This window comes from Neobacillus sp. 19, assembly GCF_049463095.1.
Lineage (GTDB): Bacteria > Bacillota > Bacilli > Bacillales > Cytobacillaceae > Neobacillus.
Window position 1 is genome coordinate 253,672 of sequence record NZ_JBMPZU010000058.1, and the last position, 12,901, is coordinate 266,572.

At 41.4% G+C, this 12,901-nt stretch carries 14 protein-coding genes and 2 other annotated features; of the genes, 3 read left to right on the forward strand and 11 right to left on the reverse strand.

Annotation, left to right across the window (positions count from 1 at the left end; translation table 11 throughout):
* Positions 1-32 precede the first annotated feature (32 nt).
* Complete coding sequence (locus tag ACO1D1_RS19000) at positions 33-323, forward strand: 4a-hydroxytetrahydrobiopterin dehydratase (protein WP_423336707.1); 291 nt, start codon at positions 33-35, stop codon at positions 321-323.
* Positions 324-586: 263 nt separating this feature from the next.
* Here ACO1D1_RS19000 and pheT read toward each other — a convergent pair whose 3' ends face one another.
* The 3 genes from pheT to ACO1D1_RS19015 form a co-directional block, all read right to left on the reverse strand.
* Positions 587-3,001, reverse strand: coding sequence for a phenylalanine--tRNA ligase subunit beta (pheT, locus tag ACO1D1_RS19005; RefSeq protein ID WP_423336708.1), 2,415 nt, complete (start codon positions 2,999-3,001; stop codon positions 587-589).
* A 14-nt stretch (positions 3,002-3,015) separates the two neighbouring features.
* Positions 3,016-4,053: a phenylalanine--tRNA ligase subunit alpha gene (pheS, locus tag ACO1D1_RS19010; RefSeq protein WP_149871199.1), complete on the reverse strand. Its 1,038-nt coding sequence runs from the start codon at positions 4,051-4,053 to the stop codon at positions 3,016-3,018.
* 129 nt (positions 4,054-4,182) lie between these two features.
* Positions 4,183-4,431 (reverse strand) — a binding site (T-box leader).
* Between the two features lie 62 nt (positions 4,432-4,493).
* Complete coding sequence (locus ACO1D1_RS19015) at positions 4,494-5,243, reverse strand: TrmH family RNA methyltransferase (RefSeq protein ID WP_149871200.1); 750 nt, start codon at positions 5,241-5,243, stop codon at positions 4,494-4,496.
* Between the two features lie 120 nt (positions 5,244-5,363).
* Between ACO1D1_RS19015 and sspI the strand changes: the two genes are divergently transcribed.
* Complete coding sequence (gene sspI, locus ACO1D1_RS19020; RefSeq protein ID WP_149871201.1) at positions 5,364-5,570, forward strand: small acid-soluble spore protein SspI; 207 nt, start codon at positions 5,364-5,366, stop codon at positions 5,568-5,570.
* Positions 5,571-5,657: 87 nt separating this feature from the next.
* Here the strand turns inward: sspI and ACO1D1_RS19025 are convergent, their stop codons facing one another.
* Both ACO1D1_RS19025 and ACO1D1_RS19030 read right to left on the reverse strand, forming a co-directional pair.
* Positions 5,658-6,743: a M42 family metallopeptidase gene (locus ACO1D1_RS19025; protein WP_423336709.1), complete on the reverse strand. Its 1,086-nt coding sequence runs from the start codon at positions 6,741-6,743 to the stop codon at positions 5,658-5,660.
* 60 nt (positions 6,744-6,803) lie between these two features.
* Positions 6,804-7,295 (reverse strand): dUTP diphosphatase, encoded by a 492-nt coding sequence (locus tag ACO1D1_RS19030; RefSeq protein WP_423336819.1) that lies wholly within the window; start codon positions 7,293-7,295, stop codon positions 6,804-6,806.
* A 106-nt stretch (positions 7,296-7,401) separates the two neighbouring features.
* Here ACO1D1_RS19030 and ACO1D1_RS19035 point away from each other — a divergent pair, with 106 nt between their 5' ends.
* Complete coding sequence (locus ACO1D1_RS19035) at positions 7,402-7,779, forward strand: sigma-w pathway protein ysdB (protein WP_149871204.1); 378 nt, start codon at positions 7,402-7,404, stop codon at positions 7,777-7,779.
* Between the two features lie 17 nt (positions 7,780-7,796).
* Here ACO1D1_RS19035 and ACO1D1_RS19040 read toward each other — a convergent pair whose 3' ends face one another.
* From ACO1D1_RS19040 to ytxC, 6 genes are all read right to left on the reverse strand, one after another.
* On the reverse strand, positions 7,797-8,051 hold the full coding sequence (locus tag ACO1D1_RS19040) for a DUF1294 domain-containing protein (RefSeq protein ID WP_423336820.1): 255 nt from the start codon (positions 8,049-8,051) through the stop codon (positions 7,797-7,799).
* A 59-nt stretch (positions 8,052-8,110) separates the two neighbouring features.
* Positions 8,111-8,470: a 50S ribosomal protein L20 gene (gene rplT, locus ACO1D1_RS19045; RefSeq protein WP_149871206.1), complete on the reverse strand. Its 360-nt coding sequence runs from the start codon at positions 8,468-8,470 to the stop codon at positions 8,111-8,113.
* A gap of 36 nt (positions 8,471-8,506) precedes the next feature.
* Complete coding sequence (rpmI, locus tag ACO1D1_RS19050) at positions 8,507-8,707, reverse strand: 50S ribosomal protein L35 (RefSeq protein WP_149871207.1); 201 nt, start codon at positions 8,705-8,707, stop codon at positions 8,507-8,509.
* 14 nt (positions 8,708-8,721) lie between these two features.
* The gene (infC, locus tag ACO1D1_RS19055; protein WP_149871208.1) at positions 8,722-9,228 is read right to left on the reverse strand and encodes a translation initiation factor IF-3; all 507 of its coding nucleotides are present in this window, start codon (positions 9,226-9,228) and stop codon (positions 8,722-8,724) included.
* Positions 9,229-9,347: 119 nt separating this feature from the next.
* Positions 9,348-9,479, reverse strand: a sequence feature (ribosomal protein L20 leader region).
* Positions 9,480-9,642: 163 nt separating this feature from the next.
* Positions 9,643-11,577, reverse strand: a complete 1,935-nt coding sequence (gene thrS, locus ACO1D1_RS19060) for a threonine--tRNA ligase (RefSeq protein WP_423336710.1) — start codon at positions 11,575-11,577, stop codon at positions 9,643-9,645.
* A 406-nt stretch (positions 11,578-11,983) separates the two neighbouring features.
* Positions 11,984-12,865, reverse strand: a complete 882-nt coding sequence (gene ytxC / locus ACO1D1_RS19065) for a putative sporulation protein YtxC (RefSeq protein WP_423336711.1) — start codon at positions 12,863-12,865, stop codon at positions 11,984-11,986.
* Between the last annotated feature and the right edge of the window lie 36 nt (positions 12,866-12,901).

Genomic DNA, 12,901 nt, shown 5'->3' on the forward strand with positions numbered 1-12,901 from the left:
ATGGATAATGGAAGAGTTTGGAGGGGTTTTTAGTGGCAAAGCGACTTAGTTTAACCGAGATTAATGAATCTCTTGCCGTGTTATCCAGCTGGAAATTAGACGGAAAATTTATTGTCAAAAAGTATCGCTTTCAGGAGTTTTTAAAAGGCGTGTCATTTGTAAATGAAATTGCGGCACTCTCGGAGGAAAAAAATCATCACCCGTTTATAGCAATCGACTATAAATTAGTGACCTTAAGGCTTACTTCCTGGAACGCAGGAGGATTGACCGATTTGGATATAGCTTTGGCGAAGAAGTATGATGAAATATTTGGGAAAATGTAAATAATATAGGCTGCCCCCGTGAATTTTGACGGCGTGGCAGCCTTTTTCATTGTATTGTGTTGCTGATCCTGTGCTGTATCCACAACATGAGGGCATGTTTCCTGTCAAAATGTTTATAAATTAATTATATCAGCGACTTTTTTTGTTTTATCAGCGAATTGCGGACATGTATCAGCGAATTTCCCAATATATCAGCGAATCGCATTCTGCTGCCCAAAAAGAAAGAAGCCAGCCCGAAAAAATCGAGCCAGCCTCTTCAAATATTATCCTCTCAACACTGCGCCAGCCTTATCCTTCAAGGCGTCAAGCACACGCTCATGAACCTTCGTAACCTCTTCATCCGTCAAAGTACGTTCAGGATCAGCATACTTAAGAGCAAAAGCAATCGATTTCTTGCCTGCCTCCATTTTTTCTCCCTCATATAAATCAAACACTTCAGCCTCTTTTAACAGCGGAGCACCAGCCTCAATGATAATATTTTTCATGGTGCCTGACACCGTTTCTCTGTTTACCACGAGGGCAATGTCTCTTGTAATCGATGGGAAGCGTGGGATGGCTTCGTATTGTAATACTGGTGTGTCTGCTTCAAGTACTGCTTTTAAGGATAGTTCGAATACATACGTATCTTTTAAATCAAGTTCTTTCTGGACGCTTGGGTGGACTTGGCCGACGAAGCCGATCTTTTCTCCGTTTAAGCGGATTTCGGCCGTACGGCCTGGATGCATGCCGTCTGCCTGCGCTTGAACGTACTCAACACGATCGGTCAAGCCGAGCTTGGCGAACATACCTTCTAAGATCCCCTTCGCTACGAAGAAGTCGACCGGTTTCTTTTCTCCTTGCCATGAATGACTATGCCACAAGCCGGTAACCGCAGCGGCTAAATGTTCTTTTTCTTCCGGAAGGACTTCCTCTCCGTTCGCTAAGAATACCGCTCCTGTTTCATATACAGCCAGGCTGTCGTTTTGACGGGCACTGTTGTATTTTACTACTTCTAAAAGCTGCGGCAGGATGCTTAAGCGAAGCACACTGCGCTCTTCACTCATTGGCATGGAGAGACGGATTGTACCGCGTTTATCAAGCGCAAATTGGGACGATTTTTCTTCACTAGTTAAAGAGTACGTTACAGCTTGGTACAAGCCCGCTCCCTCAAGGTATTGACGGACTTCGCGGCGTTTTCTTTGATACTCTGACAATTTCCCAGGTGTAGTGGAACCGATTGGCAATGTTTTAGGAATATTGTCATACCCATACAAGCGGGCTACTTCTTCCACAAGATCTTCTTCAATTCTAATATCACCACGGCGAGTTGGAGCCGTTACCGTAATCAAATCTTCTTCGATTGTGACTGCAAATTGCAGGCGGTCGAAGATATCTTTTACATCTTGCATAACTAAATCTGTTCCCAGGACACGATTAATTTTTTCCAAAGTAATGGAAACAACCGCCGGTTCAACCTTAAGTGTATCAGCTTCCGCAGCTCCTTCTAGTACCTCCCCGCCGGCATATTTCGCCATTAAGTATGCGGCACGTTCTCCCGCCGGACGCACACGATTAGGGTCTACCCCTTTTTCGAACCGGGCACTAGCTTCACTTCTTAAGCCGTGGTCTTTTGAAGCTTTTCTGACGGTTCCCCCGTTAAAATAGGCAGATTCCAATAAAACAGTTGTGGTATCAGAAGTTACCTCTGAATTCGCACCACCCATTACACCGGCAAGGGCTACCGGCTCTGTTCCGTTCGTAATTACAAGGTGGTCTGCCGTTAATGTTCGTTCCACATCATCAAGAGTAACAAATTTTTCGCCATCAGCAGCGCGGCGGACAAGAATTTCTTTTGAACCCAAGCGGTCATAATCAAACGCATGAAGCGGCTGGCCGTATTCTAATAAAATATAGTTTGTAATATCGACGACATTATTGTGAGGTCGGATACCGGCTGACATTAGACGCGACTGCATCCAAAGCGGTGATGGTCCAATCTTCACATTTTTGATCATTTTAGCTACATATAAAGGGTTATCCTCTTTCGCTTCTACAACAATTCTTACATAATCAGCGGCTTTTTCAACAACAGGTTCAAGGCTTGTTTCCGGAAGCTTCACTTCTCTGCCAAGAATGGCAGCCACTTCATACGCAACGCCCAGCATGCTCAAACAATCGGCTCTGTTTGGAGTCAAACTCAGTTCTAAAATTTCATCGTCCCTGCCTAATAAGGCAAGTGCATCTGCTCCAACTTCTGCATCTGCTGGAAAAACAAAGATTCCTTCAGAATATTCTTTCGGAACAACTTTCCCTTCCATTCCAAGCTCAGTTAGGGAGCAAATCATGCCGTTGGATTCTTCACCGCGAAGCTTTGCCCGTTTAATTTTAAAATTACCAGGTAATACTGCACCAACCTTCGCAACAGCAACCTTTTGACCCTGTGCCACATTCGGTGCACCGCAAATGATTTGAACGGGCTGACCTTCACCGACATCAACAAGACACCGGCTTAATTTATCGGCATTTGGGTGCTGGTCACGTTCTAATACATGCCCGACAACGACACCTTTAATCCCTTCGTTTAATACGTCTACACCTTCCACTTCAATCCCGCTTTTAGTAATCTTTTCAGCTAATTCAGCTGCTGTTACTCCAGTTAAATCGATATAGTCCTGGAGCCATTTATATGAAACGAACATGTCGTCATCCTCCTTTATTCGTGTTTAGAAAACTGTTTTAAAAATCTAACATCATTTGTATAGAAGTGTCTGATATCATCGACACCGTATTTCAACATCGCAATCCGCTCTGGACCCATTCCAAATGCAAATCCAGTGTATTTTTTAGAATCATAGCCAGCCATCTCAAGGACGTTTGGATGAACCATTCCGGCGCCAAGAATTTCGATCCAGCCCGTTTGTTTACATACGCTGCATCCATGGCCGCCGCAAATTTTACATGAAATATCCATTTCAACAGATGGTTCCGTGAACGGGAAAAAGCTTGGTCTTAGGCGGATTTCTCGGTCATCACCAAACATTTTTTTGGCGAAAACCTCTAATGTTCCTTTCAGATCGCTCATGCGAATATTCTCACCAACCACAAGTCCCTCGATTTGCATAAATTGATGAGAATGCGTCGCATCGTCATTATCACGACGGTACACTTTACCAGGGCAAATAATTTTAATTGGGCCCTTCCCCTGGTGCTTCTCCATTGTCCGTGCCTGGACAGGTGATGTGTGCGTGCGCATCAAAATTTCTTCTGTGATATAGAACGAGTCTTGCATGTCGCGGGCAGGATGACCCTTCGGTAAGTTAAGAGCTTCGAAGTTATAATAATCCTGCTCAACCTCTGGACCTTCAGCAACTTGATAACCCATGCCAATAAACAAATCCTCAATTTCTTCAATGATTCTTGTAAGTGGATGGTGGTTTCCAGCCTTTACAGGGCGGCCTGGCAAGGTCACGTCAATGCTTTCTGAAGCGAGCTTTTCAAGCACAGCAGCTTCTTCTAATCCTTTTTGTTTTGCCTCTATCTTTACAGCAATCGCTTCACGGACCTCATTGGCAAGTGCTCCCATAACAGGGCGCTCTTCAGCAGACAACTTACCCATCCCGCGCAGCACTTCTGTGATGGGACCCTTTTTCCCTAAATACGCAACGCGAATATCATTCAATTCTTTCAAGCTTGCAGACAGCTCAATCTTCTGAATAGCCTCTTCCTGCAATTCCTTCAAACGTTCTTGCATCGTTACATCCTCCTTATTTTTAATACAATGGTAGTAAAAAGGGTGTCAGGCACCATTACTAGTACAATGACAGTAGAAAGGGTGTCAGGCACCATTTCTACTGTGAAAGACAAAAAAACCCCATCCCTGGAAAGGGACGAGGTTTGTGTTTCGCGGTACCACCCTTGTAAACACGATATGTATGAATATATGTGTTCGCTTCGTTGGGATAACGGCTTTTAGCCGGTGCATCTTTACATTTTTATAGTCAAAAATGGTCCCGATGCCAACTCAGGAGGTGAACTTCTCAAGTCTTGTATCATAAAAGTGCTTTCAGTCGCGGCACTTTCTCCCTATATGATCAATCGACAAGATACTTTTCTCCGTCATCGTTTTTGTTATTATCAATATTGTTCACTATTATATAATAAATTCACTGAAAAGGTCAAACCAGTACAAGCCTATTTTTTCAAATAATAGAGCAGGATCCCGGTGGCAACAGCGACATTCAGTGACTCACTTTTGCCGTAAATCGGAATATACAGGTTGGCGGTGGTGCGTGTAAGGATGTCTTGATCCACGCCATTTCCTTCGTTTCCTACAACTAGCGCAAAAGAATCCGCACTTGAAATTTCAGTATAGGCAGATGCCCCTTCTAGTGCCGTTCCATAAACGGGTACTTTCTCCCCTTGAAGCTTATCCATCCATTCGTGCAGGTCACCTCTAATGATGGGAAGGTGAAAATGGCTTCCCTGGGCAGATCTAAGGGCCTTTGCGTTAAAAGGATCCACACTTCCCTTTCCGATAATGACGGCATCTATCCCCGCTGCATCAGCCGTACGAATCATCGTTCCTAGATTTCCAGGATCCTGAACAGCATCGATGAGCAGATAAGTTTTTGCTTCCTGAACTTCAGGATTCAACTGACGGCATACAGCATAAATTCCCTGCGGCGCTTCTGTTTCGGATAAAGAATTCGAAATCTCATCCGTGACAAAGGTAACTGGCGTTCCGGCAGGATCCCACCGGGGAGGCAGCCCCACTTTTTCCGATACAATAATTTCTACAATTTGCTCATCTTGTTTTAATGCTTCTTCTACTAAATGAAAGCCTTCAATTAAAAATGTTCCGGACTTATCACGTTCTTTTTTTGTTAATAGTTTTTTCCATTGTTTTACTTTAGGATTATTTTCAGATTCAATACGTTTCAAAACAGTGTTCTCCTTTAAAAAATCTCATCTAATTAATCATAATCATAACAATAATACATAATTAAACCAAAAATAGAAAACATATTAGAGAAATAAAGGATTAAAAAGGAGTGTTTAGACATGAATTTAAACCTTAGAAATGCTATTATTCACAATGTTTCCGGCAACACCCAAGATCAATTAGAAGATACAATCGTCGATGCAATCCAAAACGGGGAAGAAAAGATGCTCCCTGGACTTGGCGTCTTATTTGAAATCATTTGGAAAAACTCATCAGAAGAAGAAAAGAAAGAAATGCTTACCGTGCTTGAAAGCGGGCTAAAGTAATAATCCCTAAGCTGCCAACCATTAATCGGCAGCTCTTTTTATTCAAAAAAATCCCTGGCGAAAAACTTCTGCCAGGGATTTCCTATTTTATTCAAAAGTAATTTTATCAACGGTCTCACGATCTAAGCGTTTGATCACTTCAACAATCAATTTAACCGCATTTTCGTAATCATCACGATGAAGCATAGCCGCATGTGAATGGATATAACGCGTAGCGATCGTAATAGCTAGTGCCGGAACGCCATTATGTGTCAAATGAATCGAGCCGGCATCCGTTCCCCCGCCAGGAATGGATTCGAATTGATAAGGAATATTCAATTCATCCGCTGTATCGGTTACTAAATCACGCAAGCCTTTATGGGACACCATAGACGCATCGTAAACCACAATTTGAGGGCCTTTACCCATCTTACTCATTGCTTCTTTTTCAGAAATTCCAGGTGTGTCGCCGGCAATTCCAACATCGACTGCAAAACCGATATCCGGTTGAATTTTGTAGGTTGCCGTCTTAGCACCGCGCAAGCCAACCTCTTCTTGAACCGCCCCAACACCATAAACCTCGTTAGGATGATCCACACCTTTTAGTTGTTTCAACACCTCAATGGCAATGGCACAGCCTATGCGGTTATCCCAAGCTTTGGCCAGCAGCATTTTCTCATTGTTCATTACCGTAAATTCAAAATACGGGACAACCATATCTCCGGGACGGACACCCCATTCCCCTGCTTCCTCACGGCTAGAAGCGCCGATATCAATAAACATGTCTTTAATTTCTACCGGCTTTTTCCGTGCTTCAGCAGACAATACATGCGGAGGCTTAGAACCGATAATACCGGTTACATCGCCTTTTCTTGTCACGATGGTTACGCGCTGCGCGAGCATTACCTGTCCCCACCAGCCGCCGACAGGCTGGAATCTTAGAAATCCTTTGTCATCGATTTGAGTAATCATGAAGCCGACTTCATCTAAATGGCCGGCCACCATGATTTTCGGACCGCCCGCAGCCCCTGTCTTTTTGGCAATTAAACTGCCAAGTCCATCAGTTGTCAATTCATCTGCATATGCTTCTATGTATTTCTTCATCACGTCGCGTACTTCACGCTCATTGCCAGGAATCCCTTTGGCATCGGTTAAGTCTTTTAACATCATTAAGGTTTCATTCATTTTTACCATTTATTAGCCCCCTATATATACGTACATTTTTCATTATACAAAAAAATTCTGCAATTTCCTTTAATAATTATTCATCTGTCTTTGATAATTTACTTCGTTTTTTGCAAAATATGCTTTTTCAATTTCTGCATTTTTAAAGCCAAGGAGCGCTGCAAGCTGCAAATACGATTCAAATAATCGTTTATAGTCAGTAAAATCCCTGCTCTTTTGAAAAAACATTATTTTTTCATATACACTAAGAAACTGCTCTGTCACATTCATATCAGACTCGCTCGTTTCCAGTTCCAATTCCGGCCCGTCAAAACCGCACACAATCCCAAGGGACAAAATAAAATGAACCCCATCGACGAACTCTTCCAAAATCACTTCTTTAGCCGAAGATGGTTTAACGCTCCAAAATTTAAAACAGCGTGTTTCATTCGCCAATTCACCAATTTCTACAAGCAAGGCGAGAACCTTTTTTGCAAATAAATCCTCATCCTGCAGCTGATGTTTTTCTTCAATATGGGTATCTAATGCTTTTTGCATCCGAAACAAGTTTTCAAGTTGCACTATGATCATCACTCCTTATGGAAAAATTATAGCAAAATGTGAAATGATTGAAACCTTTTTGCTGTTGAATCGTATTAGAAGGAAAATAGGTGTAGGGGGCTTGACCATGATTTGGTTGCTTCGCTTCGTATTGTTATTTTTCTTAGTATTTCTATTTTACATGGGAGTAAAAATACTTTTTCAATCATCCCGAAAGCTGGAATCAGCGCGTAAACATAAACGCTTTTTATTAATTGATCATGATGATGTGAGAAGGAATTTTCAGCTAACCTATAAAGGTGCCTTGTTTTCTGGTGAAAAATACTTGGGCTCGGTCAATAATACTTTTGACGTCGTCTCCATCTCTATTTGGCCGGAAAATACTTCCTCGCTTAAGGGGATGGTCAGGGATGACTTTTTTTATATGAATCAAAAAATACTTGAGCATTACCCGAATGCCGAAATCAATTGGAAAAGTCCAGTGAAGGAATTTTTAAGTCAATAGCCGCTATATCGCGGCTATTATTTTAGGTACATGATCAATAAAACGGCCTCGACAACTGCTAAAAGCGGAAAGCCTACTTTGAATGAGAGATGCTTTGTTTTATGACGGTAAAGCTGCATCCCTGCTGTTGTCCCGATCGCTCCGCCAAATAATGCCACCAGCCATAATGTTTGCTCACTAATTCTATATTGGTGCTTTTTCGCCCGCTTCTTATCCTCCCCCATAATCAGGAGCCCTGCAATATTCATTACCAAAAAACCAACCAAAATCATCATATCTAGGTATCCCCTTTATAGAAAAAGCCATCCTCAGTATGAGAATGGCATTATTATTACTTGTTATATTGTTGCTTAGCAACGTTAGCTAATTCAGCAAAAGCGTTTGCATCACTAACTGCTAAGTCAGCAAGCATCTTGCGGTTTACTTCGATACCAGCAAGCTTTAAGCCGTGCATTAAACGGCTGTAAGAAAGACCGTTCATACGTGCTGCTGCGTTGATACGAGTAATCCAAAGTTTGCGGAAGTCGCGCTTCTTTTGGCGACGGTCGCGGAATGCATACATTAAAGATTTCATAACCTGTTGGTTAGCAACTTTATATAATGTATGTTTTGAACCGAAATAACCTTTTGCTAATTTTAAAACTTTTTTACGACGCTTGCGCGTAACTGTACCGCCTTTTACACGTGGCATGTAATTTCCCTCCTATATAAATCGATCTATCCGAGATTATTTTACGTAAGTTAATAATTGACGAATGCGTTTGAAATCGCCTTTAGAAACAAGGGTTCCTTTGCGAAGTTTACGCTTAGCTTTTGTTGATTTGTTAGCGAATAAGTGGCTTGTATAAGCATGATCACGCTTTAATTGACCAGTACCAGTTTTCTTAAAACGCTTTGCAGCGCCGCGGTGAGTTTTCATTTTTGGCATTATGATTGTCCTCCTTATAACTTGTCGATTTTAGGTGCTAGAACTAGGAACATGCTTCGTCCATCCATTTTTGGATGTGATTCGATGGTTGCAACTTCCTTGCACGCCTCGGAAAAACGGTCTAACACACGCTGACCGATTTCTTTATGGGTAATCGCCCGGCCCTTGAAACGGATTGAAGCTTTTACCTTGTCACCTTTTTCTAAAAACTTAATTGCATTGCGAAGCTTTGTATTAAAGTCATGCTCGTCAATTGTTGGACTTAGACGAACTTCTTTAGTCGTAATAATTTTTTGATTCTTACGAGCTTCTTTTTCTTTCTTTTGCTGCTCAAATTTAAATTTGCCATAGTCCATAATCCGGGCTACCGGAGGCTTTGCATTTGGTGCAACAAGTACCAAATCAAGATTTACTCGTCCGGCAATCTCCAACGCTTCGAATTTGGATTTAATCCCTAACTGCTCGCCATTTTGATCGATTAAGCGAACTTCACGTGCGCGAATGCCCTCATTTAACAACATGTCTTTGCTAATAGTTAGCCACCTCCAAGGTTTTATCTCGAATACAACGTTTGGGCCAAGAAGCATCACATTTGACACCATGTTGCACTACAGGTATGAACAACTTTTTTCTTAAGTATGCAAATAAAAAAGTGCGGATGAATACACCCACACTTTACGAAACATAAGTAATAACAAAAAGTTCACGTAAAACCTGCCAACTGCACATGGGCGTCAAATCAGGTGAGAAGCGGGTGCTTCTTCTTTTCCCAAAAACTTATATTCAATTTTACTTTAGTAACTATACCATAATCAAAGACGTGATGTCAAACGAACTATTTTCTTTGACAACGAAATTTATTGTAGCAAGAAACAGAAAATTATTCAACCATTTTTTTAAAAACAAAAAGGGAGGAGCTCCTCCCTTCGTAAACATTATCCTAATTTCACTTCACCCTGAAGTGCGGTTAAAAACTCAGCAAATGGCTTTGTTTCAGAGTTTTGTTCACCATATTTGCGGACGTTAACAGCCTGTTCTTCTACTTCTTTATCACCGACAACAAGCATATATGGTATTTTTTGCATTTGGGCTTCACGGATTTTATAGCCAATTTTCTCATCGCGGCCATCCAATTCAACACGGAAGCCTTCGTTTTGCAGCTGTTCCTGTACTTGCTTTGCATATTCATAATGTGCACCTGGAGATACCGGAATAACTTGAACCTGCACGGGTGCGAGCCAAGTTGGGAATGCTCCTTTGTATTCTTCGATTAAGAATGCGACAAAACGTTCCATTGTCGACACGACCCCGCGGTGAATGACAACTGGGCGGTGCTGCTTGCCATCCTCACCGACATAAGTTAAGTCAAATCGCTCCGGCAGCAAGAAGTCTAATTGCACAGTAGACAACGTTTCATCCTTACCTAATGCAGTTTTCACTTGAACATCAAGCTTTGGACCGTAGAAGGCAGCTTCTCCTTCTGCTTCATAATAATCAAGACCTAAGTCATCCATTGCTTCCTTTAGCATACTCTGCGCTTTTTCCCACATTGCATCATCATCAAAATACTTTTCAGTATCCTGCGGGTCCCGGTAGGAAAGACGGAAGGAATAGTCATTAAGATCAAAGTCTTTATAAACGGCTAAAACAAGGTTCACTACCCGCTTGAATTCTTCTTTAATTTGGTCTGGACGAACGAAGATATGGGCATCATTTAACGTCATTCCCCGAACCCTCTGTAATCCTGATAATGCACCTGACATTTCATAACGGTGCATTGTACCAAGTTCAGCAATACGGATTGGCAGTTCACGATAGCTGTGAATGCTGTTTTTATAGACCATCATATGGTGCGGACAGTTCATTGGACGAAGAACTAATTGTTCATTATCCATATCCATGATCGGGAACATGTCTTCTTGATAGTGATCCCAGTGTCCCGAAGTTTTATAAAGATCGACACTGCCCATTACAGGCGTATACACGTGGTCATATCCCAGGCGAACTTCCTTATCGACAATATAGCGCTCAACGATACGGCGGATTGTTGCCCCTTTTGGAAGCCACAGCGGTAAACCTTGTCCAACTAGTTGGGAAGTAGTGAAAAGGTTCAATTCTTTGCCAATTTTTCGGTGATCACGCTCTTTTGCCTCTTCAAGTAAACGAAGGTGCTCTGCCAAGTCTTCTTTTTTGAAAAAGGCCGTTCCATATACACGCTGCAGCATTTTATTATCACTATTGCCGCGCCAATAAGCACCAGCGATGCTTAATAATTTAAATTCTTTAATTTTACCTGTTGAGGGAACATGGACACCGCGGCATAAGTCAACAAATTCACCTTGTTGATAAAGTGTAACAGTTTCCTCATCAGGGATAGCTTCAATGAGTTCTAGCTTGTATGGATCATCCATTTCTTTAAAAAGCTGAACCGCCTCTTCTCTGCTTACTTCTTTACGAATGATTTCAAGATTTTCATTGACGATTTTCGCCATTTCTTTCTCAATCTTTGGAAGGTCCTCCGGTGTTAGGGAAACCTCAAGATCCATATCATAATAAAATCCGCCTTCGATAACAGGACCAACACCCAGATTGACATTCGGATACAATCTATTAACCGCTTGTGCCATTAAATGTGCAGTACTATGGCGCAAAACCTCTAATGCATCATTTGATTCTGGTGTTACAATCTCTATGGATCCGTCTTCGATAATTGGACGGCGAAGATCAACCATTTGACCGTTCCATTTGCCGGCAATCGCTTTTTTCTTTAGACCCGGGCTAATGGAAGCGGCAATATCTTCCGTTGTTGTTCCTCTTGGGAACTCCTTTACTGCCCCATCAGGAAACGAAATCTTAACAACGTCTGACATAACAATTCCTCCTTTAATTTGAAGCGCCATTTTGCAGCACTTGTAAAAAATAAAAAAACCCGTCCCTGGAATAGGGACGAGTTTTAATTAACACGTGGTTCCACCCAATTTTTCATCATCAATGCAGCACTGAAAATGACTTTGGTCAGGTAACGGCTGTAGACCGTCAACAATTACTTACTCCATAAAAAATAAAGTGTTCACTGCTGAAGTTTAAAGGCGGTAAGTATTCTCATTCGTGTTAGGAGACTTTCAGCCGGGGGTCTCCCTCTCTAATAAACCGTAAAGAAATACTGTTGTCCTTATCATTACTTTTTTGCGTGATTTATGCTATGTACGTTATTATAATGAGTTCACTAAGAAAAATCAAGGTACACTAAACTAAATATTGCCATAATTTTATTTTTCATGCCTGATTTTCAGAAGAATATTGATCCGCTGCCAATTTTTTCGTTTCACGAAGGGCATCAAATGTCTTTATGTTCACTCTTTCTTCAAAGATATTTTTGATTGTTCTGACCAAGGGTTCGTCAGGATTTTTTGTATAAATAAAAATGGTCGTAGGTGCAAGCGATAAAAGTGGCGCAATGGATGCTGAATCCACATACACTGGATGATTAACTAATAATTTCCGGTCAATCATTCTTGCTAATTCTCCTCGTTTCATCTCACTAAACTGCTCATTGTAAAAGGTGATTTCCTCATCAAACAATAAATGGAGACTCTCCATTTTCGGCTCCCGATTCATTAAAAAATCCCGCAGCATTTGGACAAACATTTGATATTCCTGCTCCATTTTATATTCATCAATAGCAAGTTCCACATAGCCTTCGAGAATCTGAAGGTATGGACGCAAACGAAACTTAAGAAAAGAATCAAACGAGAAAGAAACATCCCCTTGAAAAATTTGATTGATTGCAGCTTTAATAAGTTCAAGCTCCCCGCTTGTTTCTTTTAGAAAAACGGCAAGATCCTCTCTTTGACCTTCAATTATTGAATAGATAATCTCCATTATTTGCTGAATCTCTTCTAGATCCTCAAAATAATATTGATTCCTAATGATTTCTCTAAACCAATCATTTCGTTTAATACTTGTAATATAATCATAGAATGCCGTTTTCAGCACCTCAAATCCCTCAAGGCTTGTACTGCTATTTACTAATTTCACTATATGTCGATCTTCTAAAAGAAGAATTGTTTCTTTTTCTGGATTATATGGTACGTACTTCAGCAAGTGGTGATAAAACTTTCGCGCATCCAGCTTGCTTTGGAAGATGATTTCCGCCAACCAAACCCCCCCTTTTCGCAAATCCCTGTTTTAAAA